Here is a 20,188-nt window from a genome sequence, read left to right on the forward strand (position 1 = left end):
CCTCGGGGCCGGCCGTTCAAGACCTGCGCCGCCGCGGCACCACGGTAAGCTGCATAACGCTTTTGGCCGGGGAGGCGCTCACCGTGACCTGCTGCGGCGCAATGTCCACCAGCTGGTCGGGGTGCCAGACTTTCAGCTGCGCGGCGCCCTCAGGCAGGTCCTCAAAGCTCGCAATGCCTTCCGGACTGGTTTTGGTTGCCCAGGGGGATTCACTGGCGTAGATATAGCCGCGCATCGAGCCGTGGATAAAACAGCCCAGCAAGGTGGCCCCGACAACGCCGGCCCTGTCCAGCGTCACTTCACTGGACTTGCCCGGTTTTCCGTCGGGCTTGCCTTCCAGCCGCAGTTCGAAGCCGGCATTCGTCGCGTTGAACTGGCCCATGCCGGCAGGTGAGCTGCGCACGTGGTGGTCCCATGGGTCGTTGTTCACAAATTGAATTTTTGCCCCCACGGGAACCACTGTCACTGCGGGAACGAACTGCATCTTTTCCTGGTGAATGGTGGCCTGCGCAGCCGGCGGCGTTCTGGGCTGGGCGCTTTTGTTGGCGGGTGCCACCACGACCACGGCATCCGGCACCGGTTTGCCGTCTTTGTCGAGCACCGACACCGTGAGGCTGGCCGCATGAACCCCTGCGCCGAAAGCGAAGAGCGCGGCGATCGCTGTGAGCTGGATTATTTGTTTCATGGTTTGGCTGCCGTCTCGGTGGGCGTGATGATGTCGCGGTTCATGGGAGCCAGCAGTGCCAGCATTTCATTCTGTTTGCGAAAAGGAATGCCCCTGGCATCCATGCTTTGCTGCAGCACCTCCACCAGGGCGTGGAAGTCCGACTTCTTGATATCAAGGTTGGCGTGCGCGCTCTTCATGTCTGCGCCCTTGTAAATGCAGGGGCCGCCGCTCAGGGCGCAGAGCTGGTCGACCAGCTGCTCTTTCACGCGCTGCTGGTTCGACGGCTTGAAATGCGGCCCGGTGCGCGGGTCGGCCAGCAGGCGAACCATGAAGTCGTCCATCAGCGCCACCAGGCCGGCTTTTTCACCGAAGGCCTTGTAGAGCTGGTCGTCTTTGGGCGCCGTCTGGGCAAATGCTGCGCCGGCCGTTAACAGGCTTGCCGCGAGGGCAAAAGAAACAAAAGGGTTTTTCATGGGGCGGTTCCTTGAAGGGGGTTGTTCGTCGGGCTTAAAAAGCGACCTGGGCCGAGAGGTAGTAGCCGGTCTGCTTTCGGCTGCCGGTGGTGGCGGGCACGATCACGCCCAGGTCCACATACGCCAGCGTGAGCGAAAGGTTTTTGGTGGGTGCCCAGGCAATAAAGATGTCTTTCCAGTCTTCAGAGCGCAGGCCGTTGCCCAGGCCGGCCGCGCGACCGGCGCCCTCGAGTTTGTTGCGCATGAAGCGGTATTCGGCGCCGATGGCGATGTTTTTGCTGAGCAGGTAAGCCACCGAGAATTCCGGCTGCAGCGTGTACTTGTCTTCGTTGCCGCCCAACGTGGCGCCGTAGCCCAGCAGGCCGTTCTGGTTGGCCTTGGTTGCGCGCAGCGTGCCGTTGAGCAGCAGGCTCTGGCCCAGGAAGAGTTTTGTGGCGCTGACATACACATCGACGCCGTGGCGTTTGGCGCCCAGTGCATTGAGTGTGGGGTCCAGCCCCGTGGAGCCCAGCGTCTTGTACTGCACGCCGACTGCCACCTGCGGCATCAGCGTGTCGCTGTCCAGGACGGCGTCGCCCAGCACGCGCACCTTCGCGCCGACGATGGTTTGCTTCAGGTGCAGCCCCGGCAGGCCCAGCGCCACGCCGGTACCGCGGGTGTTGAAGTCCTGCTGTGCAATCGACAGCTCGTAGCGGTCATGGATGCCGACTGCCGCGCCGTACACATTCAGGCCGTAGTCGGTGGTGCCGGCGTGGGTGACATAGGCAGAACCGCCAATCTCGCCTGCCGTGGCGTTGCTGCCGATGACGGCCCAGGGCGTGAGGCCGCCGCCGGCCGCGCCTTCAATGGTGCTGACACCGCCGGTCAGGAGGAGTTTGCCGGTGTCGGCGTGGGCGCCGGCGCAAAGCAGGGTGAGCAGGCTGGCAATCAGGGGGGGTGATACGGAGTGGCGCATGGTGATCCTGTGGGTGGAAAGGAAAAAGCCGGTTGCCGGCGTCAATGGAAGTGAACCTGTGTGGAATACGGCAAACCGGATTCACTGGATTCAATGAAACGAAAAAAAGATGCGAAATGAAGCTGGGTCGCTCTTCGAAAGGCTGAATCCGCGGGCCGGCCGTCAACGTATTCAGAACAGCTTGCGGGATGGCCTGGCAGATTGCATGGCTTTCCCACCCTTCAAAACCAGTGTCTGGAGTGCCGAATGCCTGCTTGTTCCCTGTTCATGCGCAATGCGCGTCATCTTTTTAGTACCGTGGCGGCACTGACGCTCTTTGGCGTGAGCGGTGCCCCGCTATGGGCCCAAACGGCGCCCGAACGCGAATGGGTCACACCGCCACCCGGCAATGTGGCGCGCGGCATGGCCCTGTACCAGGCTCGCTGCACGGCCTGCCATGCGGTCGACAGCAACAAGATCGGGCCCGCGCACCGCGGTGTGATGGGCCGCCGCGTGGGCAGCCTGCCTGGGTACAAATATTCAGACGAATTGGCCCGGTCTCGGCTGCGCTGGACGCCGCAAACCCTCAACGCCTGGCTGGAAGACCCTGAGCAACTGGTGGCCGGCCAGCGCATGGGCTTTCAGGTGGAAAGCGCGGCGGAGCGCGCCGACCTGATTGCCTACCTGGCCACGCTCAAATAAAAAGATTGCTATCAATTCAGGAGCAGGTTGCGCCTGTCCTGCCTGCCTGGAAGGCCTTTTCTTCATAAAATCTTTGTTCCGTGGCCCATGAGAGAAACGCCAGCCCGCCCTGATGCCGCAGCAAATGGGGCCCTGTGGGGACTGCTACCATCGCAGCCATGAAACGACGCGACTTTCTGGCCACCACCACGCTGGCTTTCACCGGAGGATTTGCCATGGCTGATTTGCCCAAAGTCCAGTCACTGGATGAAGCGCTGCGCTGGCTGGACAAGGTTGACCAGGCCGCCAGCGTCAAAACCACCGGCCAATGGCCCCTGGTGTCGGTGCTGGAGCACATGGCGCAAAGCGTGGAGATGAGCCTGGACGGTTTTCCGCAGCCGAAAAGCGCGGTGTTCCAGAACACGGCGGGCGCTGCGGCTTTTGCCTTCTTCAAATGGCGCGGGCAAATGAGCCACAGCCTGAGCGAGCCCATCCCGGGCGCTGCGGCGCTCAGCCGTGAAGGCGACTGGCGGCCCGCCTCGGCGCGGCTGCGCGCGGCCATTGCCCGCTTTGCCGGGCACCAGGGCGCGCTCAAGCCGCACTTTGCCTACGGCGCACTCAGCAAGGCTGATTTTTCACTCGCCCACACCTTCCATATCGCCAACCACCAGGATGAGATCGTGCTGGTGGCGCGCTAGAAGAACTGGTTAAAAAGCTGGTTAGAAGAGCTGGTCGATTGCTATCGATTCAGGAGCTGCTTGCGCACGTCCTGATTGGGCTGCAGGCACTTTTTGTTCATAAATTCCTTCTTCGCCGGGCTTGGCCAGCGTGGAAGCGCGAACGCCCAGCAGGCGCAGTTTTTTGTCCAGCGGCACCCGTTTGAGGCACAGGCCCGCCAGCTGGCGGATGGTTTTTCCGTCCGCGGTGTAAGTGTCCGAGGTCTGGTCGCGTGTCGCGATCTTGAAGTCGTCGTAGCGCAGCTTGATGCCGATGGTTTTGGCCACATAACCCTTGCGTTGCAGGTCGTCACCGAGCCGCTCACACAGGTCGGTGAAGATGGCGCCCAGCGTGGCCTTGTCGCGCACCGCATGCAGGTCGCGGTCAAAGGTGGTTTCGCGGCTCATGCTGACCGGCTCGCTCTCGGTGACCACCGGTCGGTCGTCGCGGCCCCAGGCAGCCTCGTGCATCCAGGCGCCGGTGGCCTTGCCGAAGTTGTCGATGAGCCATTGCGGGTCTTGTGTGGCCAGCTCGCCGATGGTGTGGATGTGCAGCCTCGCCAGTTTTTCGCCGGACTTCGGGCCGATGCCGTTGATCTTGCGTACGTGCAATGGCCAGATTTTTTCCTGCAGGTCAGCTTCGTAAATGATGGAAATGCCGTTGGGCTTGTTGAACTCGCTCGCCATCTTGGCCAGCAGCTTGTTGGGCGCCACGCCGACAGAGCAGGTCAGGCCCGTCTTCTCAAAAATCGCTTTCTGGATGAGCCGTGCCAGCACGCGCCCGCCTTCACGCTGGCCGCCGGGCACGTCGGTGAAGTCGATGTAGACCTCGTCCACGCCGCGGTCCTGCATGAGCGGCGCGATGTCGGTGATGGTGCTTTTGAAGAGCTGCGAGTATTTGCGGATTTCCGAAAAATCCACCGGCAGCACGATGGCCTGCGGGCACAGCTTGGCGGCCTTCATCATGCCCATGGCCGAGCCCACGCCGAACTGCCGTGCCGCATAGGTGGCGGTGGTGATAACGCCGCGGCCCACATAGTCCTTGAGCAGCGGAAAACTTTCCACCGGAATGAAGCGCAAGGCCCGCTCGCCCTGCGCCGCCCGCAGCTCCTCGTCAACCTTGCGCCAGCCACCGCCTATGACCACCGGCAGGCCCTTCAACTGCGGGTAGCGCAGCAACTCGACGGAGGCGAAAAACGCGTCCATGTCGAGGTGGGCAATGCGGCGGATTTTGGCTGGAGATGAAACGGGTGAATGGGCCACTTCGCAAGCATAGCGCGCAGGCAAGGGTTGTGGCGGTGGGCTTGCGCCCGGCAGGGTAGGCCCGGGCTTACGGCGCTTCTTCCCCGTTCCTTACGCGGACACAAATTGCCCTGATAAATACTCGGATTCACGCCAGACGGGTGGCCACGCGGGGTGGCATGCCCATTTGCTTATTTTTGCCATCCGCCCGTTGGCTGTTTTTTCCAAGGAGGCCGTTGCCATGACCGAGGACCAGAAAAATAGCCGTGCAACCATCATTCCCACGCTGCGTTACCGGGACGGTGCCGCAGCGGTCAAATGGCTGTGCCGCGCTTTCGGCTTTCAGGAGCACCTGGTGGTGCCCGACAAGGACGGCGCCATTGCACATGCCCAACTGGTTTACGGCAATGGAATGATCATGCTGGGCTCCGCCACCAACAACGATTTCCACGAGCTCGTCAAGTCACCGTCAGAGTCCGGCTGTGTCGGGTCGCAAAGCGCTTACATCCAGGTCCAGGATGTGGATGCGCACTACAGGCAAGCCGTTGCTGCGGGGGCCGTCATCGTGATCGACATCAAGGATGAAGACTATGGAGGACGAGGCTACTCCTGCCGGGACCCGGAGGGCCATATCTGGAATTTCGGAAGCTACGATCCCTGGGCAGTCTGACTAGGCGGCGCCCGGCATCATGCCCAGAGAAGGCAAGTGATCGCGCTCTGGCATCATGGCCGCACTGCACATCCCTTGAAAGTGAATGCCATGCCCTCCCACGCCACCGGAACCTTTGAAGTCAAGCTCCTGCCCCAGTCACTTGCGAACGCGGAGGCCGGACCCTTGATGGGCCGTCTGTCCATCAACAAGACCTTCAGCGGCGACCTGCAGGGCACTAGCGTAGGCGAGATGCTAAGCGCTGGCACCGCCGTCAAAGGCTCAGCAGGCTACGTCGCAATGGAGCACGTGACGGGCACGCTGCACGGGAAAAGCGGCAGCTTTGTATTGCAGCACAGCGGCACCATGAACCGCGGTGCACCGCAGTTGACTGTCAGCGTGGTGCCGGATTCAGGCACCGATGAGCTGACGGGCCTGAGCGGCACGCTCACCATTCAGATTGCCGACGGCAAGCATTCGTATGCGATGGACTATGAGATTTCGCCTCAGGCTTGAGATCGCGGAATAGTCATGGCCGACGAGTGACCCTGCACTGGCTGGTGGCCCGTCCACGGATTTCCGGCCCTCACCTCAGGTCATGGGCACTGGCTGCATAGGCCAGCTGATAGCGGCCTGCCAGTGCGCCGGACAGGGCACCGTGGCGCTCGATCTCTTTCCCGCGCGACTCCTGCTGCAGCGCTTCCAGTGCCGACGCTTCGTAGGCCATGGCGACCACGATCCAGTCGGCCACCGCATCTTTGCCCCCGCGAATCTGCTGCTCTTTCGTGCTTGCGGCCTGCGGCGTCTCCGTGCGCAGCACGTGAAATGCGACGCCGCCTGGCTGGCTGACGAATGACGCCCCAAGCTCCGAGAGGTGGTCCAGCAGTTCTGCATGCCGGCCTTCGGCGGGCGAGAAGCGCAAGGTCAATGCATGACGGGCGATTCCGCCCCCGGCGCTGTGAAGCAGCCGGCACTGGCTTCGGACCATGCCCTGGTGGTGCGGCATCATCTTCGTGGACCAGGGCGTCGGGTTGTTCAGGCGCTCCAGGTAGCCGATCGACGTGAGGGTCTCGTAGTCTTCCAGCTCATACAGCACGAAGAAACCTTCTGCACTGTCGACGCTGGACCAGCGTGAACCCCGCAGAAAACCCTTGATGCCCATGCGCTCGGGAAAGTGCTCATGGGAATGCCAGTGTTCGAACTCCTCGCGGTGTTCTGCTGCCATGTTCCACCACATCGCAACGGCGGCTTGTCCCAGGAAGGCCATGGTGTTTACCGCCTCAGGCTCAATAAGTGCCTGGCACAAAGATGCTGGTGTCCACCGACTTGATGTCGGTGCGCCCACAGAAGGCCATGGTCAGGTCCAGTTCCTTGTGGATGATCTGCAGCGCCTTGGTTACGCCTTCTTCGCCCATGGCGCCCAGGCCGTAGAGGAAGGCGCGGCCGATGTAGGTGCCCTTGGCACCCAGGGCGGTGGCTTTCAGCACATCCTGGCCGGAGCGGATGCCGCCGTCCATGTGGACCTCGATCTGGTTGCCCACTGCCGCGACGATCTCGGGCAGGCAGGAAATGGAAGACATGGCGCCATCGAGCTGGCGGCCGCCGTGGTTGGACACCACCAGCGCATCGGCGCCCGAATTGACGGCGAGCTTGGCGTCTTCAACGTCCTGGATGCCTTTGAGGATCAATTTGCCGCCCCAGCGCTTTTTGATCCACTCCACGTCGCCCCAGTTGAGGGCCGGGTCGAACTGTTTGGCCGTCCACTCCGAGAGCGAGCCCATGTTCTCGACACCCTTGACGTGGCCCACGATGTTGCCGAAGCCGTGGCGCTTGGTACCCAGCATACCCAGCCCCCAGCGCGGCTTGGTCATCAGGTTGAGGATGGTGGAGAGCGTCGGCTTGGGCGGAGCGCTCAGGCCGTTCTTCAAGTCTTTGTGGCGCTGGCCGAGGATCTGCAAATCGAGCGTGAGCACCAGTGCCGAGCAGTTGGCTGCCTTGGCGCGGTCGATCAGGCTTTCAATGAAGGCGCGGTCCTTCATCACGTAGAGCTGGAACCAGAAGGGGTGGCGGTCTGTGCCGGCGGCCACGTCTTCGATGGAGCAGATGCTCATGGTCGACAGTGTGAACGGGATGCCGAATTTTTTGGCCGCGCGGGCGCCCAGGATTTCGCCATCGGCGTGCTGCATGCCCGTGAGGCCCGTGGGCGCGATAGCGACCGGCATGGCTACCGGCTGGCCGATCATGGTGGTGGCTGTGCTGCGGTTTTCCATGTTGACGGCCACGCGCTGGCGCAGCTTGATCTTCTGGAAATCGCTTTCGTTGGCGCGGTAGGTGCTTTCCGTCCAAGAGCCCGAGTCGGCGTAGTCGTAAAACATGCGGGGCACCCGCTTTTTGGCCAGGACGCGCAGGTCTTCGATGTTGGTGATCACGGGCATGGGGTCTCCAGACGACAGTTTTTTTGGGGAAGCTGCCGCCATGGTAGCGCCCGTGTTTGCGTTCTTGCGTGAATTCTGGTCCCGAGGCTTTGAAATTATTGATAAGCCACTGTCCCGCATAATCTGCGCCGGTGCGCCCCTGGGGCGCTACCTCAACAAAAAGCGGCGACCAGGGCCTGTTCGCCAATACCAGGGAATTACCTATGCAACGCACTCTCTTCACACTGATTCCAGTCCTGACGCTCGCACTGCTGGCCGGATGTACCCGCATTGAAACCGGCGAGGTGGGCTTGCGCATCAACTTTGACAAAACCACAGACCCGACCGAGCGCCTGCCGGGCTCCTTTAACCAGACGCTGATCGGCGATATCCTGACCTTCAAGATTCAGGACGTGGCGGTGGCCGTGGACAACATGACCCCGCTGGCGTCTGACAACTCAACCGTCAAGGACTTTGACATGACCGTTGTCTACAACGTCAACCCGACGGCGGTGTCCGAGTTATGGACCACCAAAAACAGGACGTTTCACGGTTTGTCTGAAAAAGGCAACGACATCTTGCTGATGCAGAACTATGTGGCGATGAGCGCGCGCAACGCGGCTTACAAGGTGGCGCGCGAATATGAGTCGCTCAAGATGGCCGACAACCGGCCGGCGATTGAGCAGAAAATCCGCGAAAACGTCATCAAGACGCTGACCGAGGAAAAGCTGGCGGACAAGATCACGGTTTCCCAGATCCAGGTGCGTGCCATTACCCCCGCCGATGTGATTGTTCAGAGTGCCAACGAATTGGTGCGGGCGCAAAACGAGCTGAAAACCAAGGAAGTTGAAGTCCAGACCGCCAAAAAAGAAGCGGAGCGCATTGCTGCCTTGAACGCTAACGCGGGCGCAATTGGCTACATGAACGCCATGGCCAACCTGAAGATCGCCGAAGGCGTTGCCGCAGGCAAGGTGCATACCATTGTGGTGCCCTATGACTTCAAGGGCATCGTGAACGCAAAGTGATCCTGGGCCGGCGGCGCGCATCCAACGCTGCCGGCGTCTCCTACCAGCTGCCGGACGAGCCGCCCCCGCTGCTGGAGCCACCCGACGAACTCCGGCTGCTGGAACTGGAGCTCGAACTGCTGCCCGACGAGCTGCTGCCATCCCGGTCATCGCGCCCACTGCTGCTGCCGGTACCCCCCGTGAAGAAGCCGAACAGCATCGCCAGCCCGAATGCCATGCCTGTCGGCATCCAGGATTCCCAGTCAGTCAGAAGCAGGTCTGGCGGGTTTTGAAACGCCACATACCCCACAACGCAGGCCACCAGGGCGCTGCGCACGCCAAACTCCACCAGGCTGCGTTTGTAGGCCGCGCGCATACCCATGGCGATCAGGCCGAGCAGCAAACAGCCTATACCGCCCCCCAGGGCGTAGAGCAGGCCCACGCCGAACCGCTCGGAGCCCACCACGAAGGCAATACCGACCATGACGCCGATCGCCAGCCCGATACCGGCGGCAATCCTGCGCACCGTGCGGGAGCGGCCGCAGCCGAAGCCCAGCGCAAACGCCAAAGGCATCGGGAAGGTGAGCAGGATGGCTCCGATGGCGACATTCTTCAGGACAACTACCGCCACCGCCGGGGCGGCCGCGATGATACCGATCGTCACAGGCCACTTCCAGGTGCGATGCGCCCGGACTACGCCCACGGCGAAACCCCACAGCAGTGCGGCAAGAAAGGCCCAGCCAAAGCGCGTGATGCCACCGCGGCTCGCCTCCGGGGGCTCAATCTCGCCTCGCAGCAGCGCGCCGATGTGGCCGACGGCCGCTTCCAGTCCGCCGCCGTAGTCGTTGCGCTTAAAGCGCGGCTTCATGTCCTGGTCGATGATGCGGCCCGCCAGCACGTCGGGCACGGTGCCCTCCAGGCCCTGGCCCACCTCGATGCGCATGCGCCTGTCTTCCAGTGCCACGAGGATCAGGATGCCGTCGTCGCGCTGGGTGTCGCCGAGTTTCCATTTCTCGAACACGCGCGTGGCGTATTCCTCGATGGAGTCTTCGCCCGTGGTTGGCAGCATGAACACGACCACCGCCGCCCGCGTGTCTGCTTCGATTGCCAGGATATGTTCGTTCAGGGCCGCGACCTGGGCGGTGCTCAGCGTGCCGGTGGTGTCGAGCACGCGCGCGCTGTAAGGCGGAACCTGCACCCGTACGGCATCGGCGGGCGTGGCTATCTGCGCAGCATCGCTCGGTGTGGGTGCCTGTGCGGCATCGGACGGCACGTCTGTCTGTCCGGCACGCGCCGGTGCTGCCATGGCATCACCCGCCGCCAGCATGCACAGCGCCACCCACAGAACAACCAGAGTTTTATAGAGAAAACGCCGGGTTTCAGCCGCTGAAGGAAATAGCGGGGCGCGTTGAAGGTGAAGCATGGAAGGTTTGGGGTAGAGCATGGCCGGTACAGCGTTGTCGAATGCCGGTGACGGAAAGATCAACGTGCCGCAGCCGCGCCGCCACGCACGCTGGCTTCGCGCACACCGGCACCGCGAACTTCGAGCCTGATCTCGTCGGCCACTTTGCCGCCGGCATCGACCAGCTGCACCACATGCCGGCCTGGCCAGGGCAGCCACTGTGCCTGGGGCCCGCGCGCAAACTCCTTGCCGTCCATCAGCCAGCGGGTGCCGCGGCCTTCGGCGCTGAAGCTCACACGCTGGTGTTTGGGCGGAATGTCCGGGTCCAGCGCAATGATGGTGCCGGAGGCAGGGGCGGTGATGCGGGGCGGGGCGTCGGGCTCGGCAACCGGTTTTTTCAAGACATTTCTGGCTGCGACCCTTTCAGAACGGGCGCCACCAGCTCCTGAATTCATAGCAAAAACGGCCTGCTCCGTGCCTTTCAGGAACCATTCGCTGCGGGATGCTTCCAGCGGCGTGCCGCCCTGGTTGCCAAACCGGGTCTGGCTTTGCACCAGGCCGGCGGGCGGCAACGGCGCGCGGCTGGGTTCGGTTTTATGCAGGTAATTCATCACCGCCGCCCAGATGGGGGCGGCGCCCGTGGTGCCGCTCACGTCCCACATGGGCGCGCCGCTGGCATTGCCCACCCACACGCCCACGGTGTAGCGCTGCGAGAAGCCCATGGCCCAGTTGTCGCGCATGTCCTTGCTGGTACCGGTTTTCACGGCGCTCCAGAAGCGGGTGGCCAGGATGCTGTCGGTGCCGAAGGTGCGGGCGCGCGCCATCGGGTCGGCCATGATGTCGGTGGCGATAAAGGCCGCGCGTGCATCCAGCGCGGGCTTGAAGACCGGTTTGGGGTTTCTCGCCAGCGAAGTCGCGCTGTAGCGCCCGCCATTGGCCAGCGTGCGGTAGGCGTTGGTGAGGGACAGCAAAGAGACCTCGCTGCTGCCCAGCGCCAGGCTGTAGCCGTAGTAGTCGCCGGTTTCCTTGAGCGGCAGGCCGACGGCCTTCAGTTGTTTGTGAAAAGCGTCGGGCGACACCATCACCAGTGTGCGCACGGCCGGCACGTTCAGCGAAGCACCGAGTGCGGTGCGCGCCGACACCAGGCCCTTGAACTGCCGGTCGTAGTTTTGCGGAATGTAAAGCCCTCCCGCGGTCTGGATCTGCGAAGAGGAATCTTCGAGCAGCGAAGCCGCGGTGATGCGGCGCTCGGCAATGGCCTCAGCATACAAAAATGGTTTGAGCGTGGAGCCCGGCTGGCGCAGCGCCATCACGCCGTCGACTTCGGCCGCGCCGCTCAGTTCGCCCGACGAACCTACCCAGGCCAGCACCTCGCCGGTGGCGTTGTCCAGCACGACAATGGCGCCGTCTTCGACATGGCGGCCGCGCAGCTCGCGCAGCTGCTGGGTCAGGGTCTGCACGGCAAAGCGCTGCAGCGGAGCGCGCGCGGTGGAAACCAGCGTGCGGGGCACGCCCGTACGCCCAGGGGTATCGGCCTGGGCCGCGAGCAGCCGGCGCGCCAGGTGCGGCGCCACGCCTTCGCTGGGGTCAAACGCCTTGCGCTGCAGCGCGGCAGTGGCAAGCAGGTCCAGACCCTCGCAGTCGGCCTTGGCCGGCGCTTGCATGGTTTTCAGCACGCCGCAAGCTCGCTGCGAGACCTGCGCGGCCTTGGCGTTGGGCGCACGCACCAGCGCGGCGGCGATCGCGGCCTCGCGCTCATCCAGCCCATGCGCAGCCTTGCCAAACAGTGTGCGGCTCAGCGCGTCGATGCCGACAAGTTCGCCGCGAAAAGGCACAAGATTCAGGTACGCCTCCAGGATCTGGTCCTTGCGCCAGCGTGCCTCCAGCACCTGGGCCGACACGGTCTGCCCCACCTTTTGCGCCATGCTGCGGCCACCCGCACCGGCGCGCCAGTCCTCGTCGAGCAGTCCTGCCAGCTGCATGCTGAGGGTCGAAGCACCGCGGGTTTTGGTGTTCCACAGATTGCCCCAGGCCGCCGCAGAGACCGCCCGCCAGTCCACACCGCTGTGCTCGTAAAAACGCTTGTCCTCACTCAGAATCAGTGCCGTGCGCAAGGCAGGCGAGACATCGGGCAGCGCCACCCACTGGCCGCGCCGCACGGCGCTGTCGATGCGCAAGCGCTGGATGAGTTCGCCGCCGCGGTCCAGGACCAGCATGTCGGAGGGGCGGAAGTCGCGTTTGACTTCGTCGAAGGTGGCGACGGCCCAGGCGGCGTCCATCATGGCCGCAGCCAGTAGCAATGCTGTCGCAAGCTTGCGTGTCATGTGCTTCATGCCGGCAGCCCGATCTTGGTCGCCGCATTGAAGAGCTGGAAAAATGGCGCCTGCCAGGGTCCTTCGGACTCCACCGCCGTTTGCACCAGCACGGTTTGTGTCACGCGGTCCACCAGCACGCGCTGGCCGTGGTGGCCGTTCATCATCATCCAGCTGCCGTCGGGCTTGGGGTGCCAGAAGAAATACTTGTAGCCGGAAAGGCGCATGGCGGTGCCGTGCCGGCCCTGCGCATCAGCTGCCGACCATGAGGAGCATTCGTCAATCCACTTCTTGCTGACGACCTGGCGGCCTTCCATGACGCCGTCCTGTGCGATCAGTTGCGCAAGCCGTGCCCAGTCGCGCAGACGCGCGCCAAAGCCTATGCAGTTGAACTCCTTGCCCTTGCCGTCGCACAGCCAGCTGGCGCCGCCCTCGGCGCCCAGCGGTTGCCACAGGGCTTCTTCGCAAAAGGCCGCCAGCGGTTTTCCGGTGACCTGACGGATAACCATGCCGATGGTCAGCGGGCACAGTTCGTTGTAGTTGTAGCGTGTGCCGGGCGGCTCCTGCACGGCGTTCCAGCCGCGCACCACGGCTTCCAGGTCAGTATTTCCGCCGGTGAATGCACGCGGGTAGATGGTGGGGTTGTCGCGGTCGTGCAGGATGGCCGCGCCGCTGGACATATTGGCCAGGTGGCGCAGGGCAATGCCGCCGTGCAGCGTTCCCTTCAGTTCGTCAACGTACATCTGCGGCGTGTCGTCCATGGAGCGGACCAGACCGCGGTCCAGGCAGATGCCCAGCAGCAGCGACGTCACACTTTTGGCCATGGACCAGCTCGTCATGCGCATGTCGGGCTTGCGGTCGAACTGGTAGGACTCCAGCAGCACCGTGCCCTTGCGCGCGATGAGCAGGCCCGTCACGGGCCAGGCCTTGAGGTAGTCTGCCGCCGATTCCGCAATGGGTACGAATGCCTTGAGGCTTTCGGCCGATGCCGCCTTCAGCGTGGAAGCCTGCGCGGGCGCGGCGATGGGTCGCGCCCGGAACATGGTTTCGTAGCCGCCGGAATAATTGCCAATGCGGTAGTCCTTGTCGGTCCAACTGCGGTTGCCGCCCCAGCCGGTCGGGTAGCCGAAGCGCTGCCAGTCGGCGGCGGCCGCGGCCGCAACGCGCGGCAGGGCAATGCCCGCAGCCAGTGCGACGGCCAGGGAACGCCGCTGGATCATTTTGCGGCTTCCACCTTCACCCGTGCATTCGGCGACTCGCCAAACATCTCGGGCGCATACATGGCCTCGACCCGGCTAGGCGGTAGCGCGAAGTCGCCGACGTTGTTCAGGCGCACGGTGTATTCCATCTTCACCACGCCCTTGGGCAGGTATTCGTAGTAACTGCGGAAGGCCTCAAAACTGCGCTCTTCAAACGCCGGCCAGCCTGCGCCGGTTTTCTTTTCGCCGCTGGTGGCGATTTCGGAGTCACGGCCCAGACCGCCGCCGAGGATCGTTGCGCCGCCCGGCACCGGGTCGCTGATGACGACCCAGGTCATGTCGGCGCTGGCGTTGACTTCGAGCGTGATGCGGATCACGTCGCCGCGCGTGTAGATGCCTTTGACGGCCTGCTCTACCGGGGTGATCGTTTTCTTGATCTGGTAGCCGGCGTTGAAAGGCGCCTTCAGCTGGATGGCCGCGATGGACTGCAACGTGAGCCATGGTTTGCCCGGGCCTTGATGCGTCACGGTCAACGTGTCCTTCGCTGCGCTGCCCCATGGCAGGAACATGCTGTTGTTGCGCAGGTTACCGGGCGAGGCCGGTGCGCCGAAGAAGGTGGTCTGGTTGGGTGCGCCGGCTGCGTCGGTGGTCTTGACGCGGTCAACCTTGGCCCAGTCCACGCTCGCCACGCTGGCAGCTGCCGCTGCCAGCGTCGCCTTGGTCACGCCCGCTACCGGCGTGGCTTCAAACTTCGCCGAGAACTTGTCGAGCGCCAGGCCGCCCCACAGGTTGGCCGTGGTGGTGTGCCAGGCACCTTTTTGCTGACGGGCGATAAAGCCGTTGGCCAGGCGGCCCATGTCGTCTTTCCAGGCAGGGTCGTCCATCACGGCCAGCATCAGGCGCGCGGTATTCACATCACCGTTGGTCATCAGCCACCACCAGTAGTCGTCCTTCTCGGTGCTGAAGATCAATTTGGTGCCCTGGAAGGACAAACGCGAACGCAGCACCTGGTTGGCCTCGGCGATGCGCTGCTCACGCTGCGGCACATCGGCCACGCGTTTGAGGATGTTGAGCCAGTCGATCACCGCGTGCGTGGGCCACTGGTTGGGCGCAATCGTGATGCTGCCCAGCATGCGGCCCTGCGCCTTGCCGTAGCGCGAGAGCGCTTCCAGCGCGGCCAGCTTGCGCACGTCGAGGTCTTTGCGCGGGCTCCAGAACTCGCGCTGGATACGGCCTTCTACAAACGCGATCAGGCCGCGCTCCATGGGGGCGCGCGCATCGTCGGGCAGGGCAAACGCCGGGTTGATGCCAGAGGCTTCATGCGTGGCGGCCAGCAGGTAGGCCGTCAGTGCATCGCTGCCGCGATTTGCTTCACCGTCGCGCGGCGGGAAGTAGTTGGCCAGGCCATCGCTGTCCAGGTAGCTGGGCAGTTGTGCCAGCACGGTCTGCCACAGCTTGCTGTCGCGCAGCCCCACCGATTTGCTGGTTTTTTGCTCGAGGCAGATGAAAGGGTACATCGCGAAATAGTCGCGCACACCGTCCATGCCTTCTGCGAGTTTCGGCTGCAGCGACATCTTCAGGCCGCCGCGGCCGGGCAGGGCATCGGCCGGTGGGTTCACGTCCAGTGTGAAGTTGCCGTCGACCTGCACCAGTGTGGCTTGTTGCACCGTCAGCGGCACGGCCGGGATGATGCGCTGGCGTGCCTTGAGGCCGTCGCGTGCGCCGGAAATCGTGTCTTTGGCTTCGATCTCCCACAGGATGGCTTCAGCACGGGTGAATGCGAGCTGCGCCGGTGCGGTGACCATCCAGGCCACTTCGCGCGCTTCGCCGGCGGGGATGTCCACCGTCTGCGGTTTCAGGTCAAGCAGCGTGGCGCGCGGGCTCACTTCCACCTTCATGGCTACTTTGGTGGTGTTGCGCAGCGTCAGTTGCGCGCGGAACTGGTCGTCCTCGCGCACCAGCGGCGGCAGGCCGCTGATGATTTGCAGGTCCTGTGTGGCCTTGATGCTGGTCTGGCCGGTGCCGAAGAGGCCGGTGCCTGCGTCAGCCACCGCCACAATCTTGAAGGTGGTCAGCGCGTCGTTGAGCGGCACCATCACCACGGCCTGGCCGTTGGCGTCCAGTTGCACCTTCGGGTTCCACAGCAGCAGGGTGTCGAGCAGTTCGCGCGTGTTGCTTCGCCCGCCGCCGCCGCCGGCTGCCACAGCCTTGCGCCCGAAATGCCTGCGCCCGATGATTTCCATCTGCGCGGTCGAGGTTTCCACGCCCCAGGCGCGGCGCTGCAACATTGCATCCAGCAAGTTCCAGCTGCTATTGGGCATCAGCTCCAGCAGGGCCTGGTCCACCGCGGCCAGCGCCACTTCGGCATTGGCGGCCGGCTGGCCGTTGGGCAGCCTGGCGGTAATGGTTACCTTGGCCTGGCTGCGCACGGCATAGCTTTCCTTGTCGGTTTTCACACTGACGTCAAGCTGGTGCGCCTTGGTGCCTACACGTATTTCAGCCACGCCCAGGCGGAAGGCTGGCTTGCTCAAATCGACCAGCGCGGTAGGCGCGACGTATTCGCGGCCTTCGTACCAGAAGGATGTCCACCACTCACGCGGCGCCTTGTAGCCCCAGGTGAAAAAGCTGTACCAGGGCACTTCGCGCAGCCGGCCGCGCAGGGCCAGCACGCTCACGTACACATTGGGGCCCCAGCCTTCCTTGATCTGAAGGTTCACCGTCGGGTCCTGGCCGTTGAGCTGTACCACCTGGGTTTCGACGATGCCTTCACGCTCAACGGCGACCAGTGCCGTGGCAAACCGGAAGGGCATGCGCACCTGGAACTTGGCGGTCTCGCCGGGCTGGTAGCTTTTCTTCTCGGGCAGCACGTCCATGCGGTCGTGGTCTTCGCCGCCAAACCAGAGCTCGCCCTGGCGGGTGACATACACGTTGCTGGCGGCCTGGATGGTGTTGCCGTCCTTGTCCTTGGCCGTCACGATGAGTTCGACCTCACCGGGTTCGCCGAGCTTGGTCTCGCACAGCAGCAATCCGCGCGAGTCGCTCTTGCCGCTGCAGACACTGCCGAGGTCCTTGACTTCGGTCTTGTTGTCGTAGGTGTAGAAGCCGCCCACCATGCGCTTGCGGCTGGTGGTGGTGATCCGCGCCACGGCCTTCACCTCGAGCGACACGCCAGGGGCAATCTTGCCGGTCAGGTCAAGCGCCAGCGCCTGGAACTTGATCTTCTGGCTGGAAGAAACCCAGCCTTCAGTCTTGATGCCCGCCACCACGGCCGCAGGCCAGACGGTGGACGTGCTGCGAATGGTCTGCACTTCACCGTTCGGGTCGGCATAGGTGGCTTCCATCAGCAGCTCCTGCGGCTGCCTGCGTTCGGGGATGTCGTTGATGGTGAGCTTGCCTGCGCCATTGCGGTCCAGCGTCAGCGGCAGTTTGTCGGCAATCACGCGCTGGTCCTGTGAAGAGGTGCTTTCCTCTTCGCCCTGGTTGCCCGCGGTGCCGCGGCCGGTGCTCGGCGGCGAGAAATTGAATTCGTCGAAATCGCTGTAGCTCAGGGACTTGCCGCGCACCAGCGCGGACACCCGTACGGGTAGGGCCACGGCGCCGCCGCCCGCCACGTAATTGATCTGCACGTCGGTTGGCACGGACTTCACATTGACGAGCGGTTTTTTGTCGGAAGGATTGATACGGCCTTCAAGCACCGGCAAACGGAACTCTTCCACACGGAACTGCCCGCTGGAAAAACTGCGCTCGCGGCTGCCACGTTCGCCCCGGAGTTGCACCTCATACACGCCCAGCTTGGCAGCAGGCGGAATGGCAAAGGTGTTTTCGGCGCTTTGCCCGCCCGTGGCGGTCTTGCGCCAGGTGATGGGCTGGGTGTATTGCTGGCCGCTGCCGACATGGGTCACGACCAGCGTGGCCGGCGCGCCCTCGGGCAGGCCAAAACCCTTGCTGGTTTCAGTGCGCAGCAGGTGTTTCATCGACACCGTTTCGCCGGCGCGGAACAGTGTGCGGTCAAAGACAGTGTGTGCCCGTTCGTTGGGGAGGGGATCGCGGCTGGTCGGCACGTTAAAGCGCCAGGGCTCAATGCCCTTGTGCCAGTCGCTCCAGGTGAAGGCCAGGTCTTCAACACCGCTGACCGTGCTGCGTGCGCTGACAAAGTAGGCATTGGCAGAGTTGTCACCCGAGCAGCGTGGCGGCTCGGAAGACAGGCCGCTGAAATTGGCGATGCCCTGTGCGTTGGTGACAGCCTTGGCGATCTCGGTGCCGTTGCAGCCCGAGACGCGCACCGTGGCGCCAGCCACCGGGGCGCCCTTGTCGAGCGTGGTGACCCAGGCCAGCGAGTTCTCGCGGCCCAGCTTGAAGTGCACGCCCAGGTTGGTCACCAGGGCGGAAGTGCGCACATACATGGTCCGGCTGTTACCGTAGCGTTCGTCGAGCAGCGAGCTGCCCAATTTTTGCGAAGCGATCTCTACCACGTGAAAACCGGGTGCCAGCGGTATGCCGACCACCTCAAACGGGCGTGGGTCGGTGCCTGCGGCGGGCTTGGGCAGGTCCAGTGTCTTCACGCCGGCCTGGCCGGCCAGCAGCGACACCATGCGCGATTGCACGTAGTCCCGGTCGCGTGACTCCAGCGGCTTGGGAAGGGACCCCTTGATGTCGGCAGCAGCCGTCTTGCGCGAAACCTGGTAGTCGTCGTAACGCTGCACCTTGCGGAACCACGCAATGATCTCGGCGTCGGTGCGGGGCTGGAGGTCACTGACCTTTCCGGCCGGTGCCGTGCCGGGCGTGAGCCCTTTCACGGGCAGCAGGGCTTCCACATTGCGCAACGTGACGGGCAGCAGGGCCGGGTCGCCCGGTTTGGTGTTGGGTTCGGCAAAGCGTTCGACGATGCCGAAGGGAGAGGCGGCGAACTTGGCCAGTGGCGGCATGGAGCCGGTAGCCACCTTGAGCGGGAAGCTGTCGGCATTGCGCAGCGTGCGGCCCGAAGCGTCCTTGAAACCTTTGGGAAGCTCCAGCATGAACTGCGCCTGTTCGGGAAACCGCGGCTTGAAGGTGACGTTGCTGACCAAGCTGTCGCCGTCACTGTTGCCTTCCTCGAAGGCGGGCTTGAACGTGTCCTTGTCGCCCTTCAGGCGAATGGCCTCGGCCAGCTTGCGCGGCACGGGGGTATTGAAGTTCAGGGTCATGGGCCGCATCGGCAGGCAGGCCGACTGGGCGTTTTCGCGTTCGCAGGTGAAGCTGGCCGCAAACGGCTCGCGTACCTGGAAGTTGTAGCGTTTTTCCACCGAATTGGGTATGCCGCTGGGTGTGCTGACGCCTTTGCCGTACACCAGTTGCACTTTGGCGGCCGATGTCAGGCGCCGGTTGCAGGTCAGGGTGGCGTAGCGCAGCGGATCCTGGGCTGCGGCCTTTTCCAGGCCCAGCGACTTGAGCAGTTCGTTGCGCTCGTTACCGTCGATGAGCTTGACAGGAACACGTTCACCCAGGCCTTCCACGTTGCACCAGACGTTTTCGCGAACGCTGGCCAGTGTGGCGGCGCCGTTGAACTGCAGCACGAAGTACTGTTCTTCGTCGATGCGCTCGTAGGTGCCGGGACGAAGGTTCTGGATGAAGGGGCCGCCGGTGTTGAATTTATAGGAAGTGTTGCCGCCCACGGGCTGGCTCTTGGGAGACTTGAAGGTGCTGACCACCTGCACCGAACAGCTCACGCCGGGTGGCAGGTCGTTTTCAAATTCGAAAGCCCATTCGCGTTCATTGATCCAGCGGCCGGAGCCCTTGGTGGCCTGCGCGTCACTGCAGCTCAGGGACAGCGGGGCCGGTGCCTTGGGGTCGCCGAAATTGACGGCGCCTTCGTCGAACTTGGCGACGATTTGCCTGACACGCGCGACTTCGCCCTGCGGCGAAAGACTGGTGATTTGCAGGGCATGGGCATGCAGCGAAACAGCCGCGATCAGTGCCAGGGCGGCTTTTTTCATTATTGGGCTCACGTTTTCCTCTCCTTCGGGAGGCCAAGCGTAGCCGATTTGGATGTAACAAAATGTCCCGTGAAATGGGCAAAACCGCCTAAAAAAAGCGGGCCTGAAGCCCGCTGGGGTGATTTTTCAGAGGGCCTTCAGCGAAAAGCGGAAGGCCCCTGCGTCAGGACGCTCAGCTGAAGTTCACCGGCACAAAAATTTTGCTGTCGCCCCGCTGTATCAGAAGCGCCACGGATTTCTCTGCTTTGGCTACGGGCGGCACCTATTCGGTCGATCGTTTCCCTATTGCCTGTGGATTCATCTACTCCATGCGCGCGAACCGCTTGACAAGACTGTCAGGACTTCCTGGTCAGGTGATGAAAGATTTTTGTGCTGACCAAACGAGCAACGCCATTTGCTTCTGCGTTCAATTCTCTCGGAAAACCCGCTGTCTAGTCTGAGCGGTCGCGGTTGGCTGCTCATGTTCAGTTGTTGTGATGCGGGTGAATTTTCACCATCGCGTGTGGTTACCTCTGCTCGGTCC

General features: G+C 63.3%; 15 protein-coding genes. 5 read left to right on the forward strand and 10 right to left on the reverse strand.

Annotation, left to right across the window (positions count from 1 at the left end):
• Positions 1–16 precede the first annotated feature (16 nt).
• From AC1DVV_RS00935 to AC1DVV_RS00945, 3 genes are read right to left on the reverse strand one after another with little or no spacing between them, the layout of a single operon-like run.
• A complete protein-coding gene (locus AC1DVV_RS00935; RefSeq protein ID WP_477688735.1) occupies positions 17–685 on the reverse strand; it encodes a cupredoxin domain-containing protein in 669 nt (222 codons plus the stop codon).
• On the reverse strand, positions 682–1,140 hold the full coding sequence (locus AC1DVV_RS00940; protein WP_477701848.1) for a group I truncated hemoglobin: 459 nt from the start codon (positions 1,138–1,140) through the stop codon (positions 682–684). The genes AC1DVV_RS00935 and AC1DVV_RS00940 overlap by 4 nt, the downstream gene beginning before the upstream one ends.
• A 34-nt stretch (positions 1,141–1,174) precedes the next feature.
• A complete protein-coding gene (locus AC1DVV_RS00945; RefSeq protein WP_457279447.1) occupies positions 1,175–2,095 on the reverse strand; it encodes a DUF3034 family protein in 921 nt (306 codons plus the stop codon).
• Between the two features lie 246 nt (positions 2,096–2,341).
• Between AC1DVV_RS00945 and AC1DVV_RS00950 the strand changes: the two genes are divergently transcribed.
• Both AC1DVV_RS00950 and AC1DVV_RS00955 read left to right on the forward strand, forming a co-directional pair.
• On the forward strand, positions 2,342–2,776 hold the full coding sequence (locus tag AC1DVV_RS00950) for a c-type cytochrome (protein ID WP_457279446.1): 435 nt from the start codon (positions 2,342–2,344) through the stop codon (positions 2,774–2,776).
• 158 nt (positions 2,777–2,934) lie between these two features.
• Complete coding sequence (locus tag AC1DVV_RS00955) at positions 2,935–3,453, forward strand: DUF1569 domain-containing protein (protein ID WP_477666202.1); 519 nt, start codon at positions 2,935–2,937, stop codon at positions 3,451–3,453.
• Positions 3,454–3,474: 21 nt separating this feature from the next.
• Here the strand turns inward: AC1DVV_RS00955 and AC1DVV_RS00960 are convergent, their stop codons facing one another.
• Complete coding sequence (locus AC1DVV_RS00960; protein WP_477701864.1) at positions 3,475–4,677, reverse strand: Y-family DNA polymerase; 1,203 nt, start codon at positions 4,675–4,677, stop codon at positions 3,475–3,477.
• 277 nt (positions 4,678–4,954) lie between these two features.
• On the opposite strand from AC1DVV_RS00960, the gene AC1DVV_RS00965 reads away from it, so the two are divergent.
• Both AC1DVV_RS00965 and AC1DVV_RS00970 read left to right on the forward strand, forming a co-directional pair.
• On the forward strand, positions 4,955–5,383 hold the full coding sequence (locus AC1DVV_RS00965; RefSeq protein WP_477666203.1) for a VOC family protein: 429 nt from the start codon (positions 4,955–4,957) through the stop codon (positions 5,381–5,383).
• Between the two features lie 90 nt (positions 5,384–5,473).
• Positions 5,474–5,878 (forward strand): DUF3224 domain-containing protein, encoded by a 405-nt coding sequence (locus AC1DVV_RS00970; protein WP_477666204.1) that lies wholly within the window; start codon positions 5,474–5,476, stop codon positions 5,876–5,878.
• Between the two features lie 70 nt (positions 5,879–5,948).
• On the opposite strand, the gene AC1DVV_RS00975 is transcribed toward AC1DVV_RS00970, so the two are convergent.
• Together AC1DVV_RS00975 and AC1DVV_RS00980 are read right to left on the reverse strand one after the other, a co-directional pair.
• The gene (locus AC1DVV_RS00975) at positions 5,949–6,629 is read right to left on the reverse strand and encodes a hypothetical protein (protein WP_477666205.1); all 681 of its coding nucleotides are present in this window, start codon (positions 6,627–6,629) and stop codon (positions 5,949–5,951) included.
• 19 nt (positions 6,630–6,648) lie between these two features.
• Positions 6,649–7,797, reverse strand: a complete 1,149-nt coding sequence (locus AC1DVV_RS00980; RefSeq protein WP_457279440.1) for an alpha-hydroxy acid oxidase — start codon at positions 7,795–7,797, stop codon at positions 6,649–6,651.
• A 203-nt stretch (positions 7,798–8,000) separates the two neighbouring features.
• Between AC1DVV_RS00980 and AC1DVV_RS00985 the strand changes: the two genes are divergently transcribed.
• The gene (locus AC1DVV_RS00985; protein WP_457279439.1) at positions 8,001–8,801 is read left to right on the forward strand and encodes an SPFH domain-containing protein; all 801 of its coding nucleotides are present in this window, start codon (positions 8,001–8,003) and stop codon (positions 8,799–8,801) included.
• Positions 8,802–8,841: 40 nt separating this feature from the next.
• Here AC1DVV_RS00985 and AC1DVV_RS00990 read toward each other — a convergent pair whose 3' ends face one another.
• Genes AC1DVV_RS00990 through AC1DVV_RS01005 form a run of 4 tightly spaced genes read right to left on the reverse strand, consistent with a single transcriptional unit; the run spans position 8,842 to position 19,665 of the window.
• Positions 8,842–10,203, reverse strand: a complete 1,362-nt coding sequence (locus tag AC1DVV_RS00990) for a TPM domain-containing protein (RefSeq protein ID WP_477666206.1) — start codon at positions 10,201–10,203, stop codon at positions 8,842–8,844.
• 59 nt (positions 10,204–10,262) lie between these two features.
• On the reverse strand, positions 10,263–12,506 hold the full coding sequence (gene pbpC / locus AC1DVV_RS00995; protein WP_477701849.1) for a penicillin-binding protein 1C: 2,244 nt from the start codon (positions 12,504–12,506) through the stop codon (positions 10,263–10,265).
• Between the two features lie 5 nt (positions 12,507–12,511).
• Positions 12,512–13,714, reverse strand: a complete 1,203-nt coding sequence (locus AC1DVV_RS01000; RefSeq protein ID WP_457279436.1) for a serine hydrolase domain-containing protein — start codon at positions 13,712–13,714, stop codon at positions 12,512–12,514.
• Entirely contained in the window at positions 13,711–19,665 is a 5,955-nt protein-coding gene (locus AC1DVV_RS01005) for an alpha-2-macroglobulin family protein (protein ID WP_477701865.1), read from the reverse strand. The genes AC1DVV_RS01000 and AC1DVV_RS01005 overlap by 4 nt, the downstream gene beginning before the upstream one ends.
• Positions 19,666–20,188 lie beyond the last annotated feature (523 nt).

The sequence above is a fragment of the Polaromonas sp. P3_B4 genome (assembly GCF_056402835.1).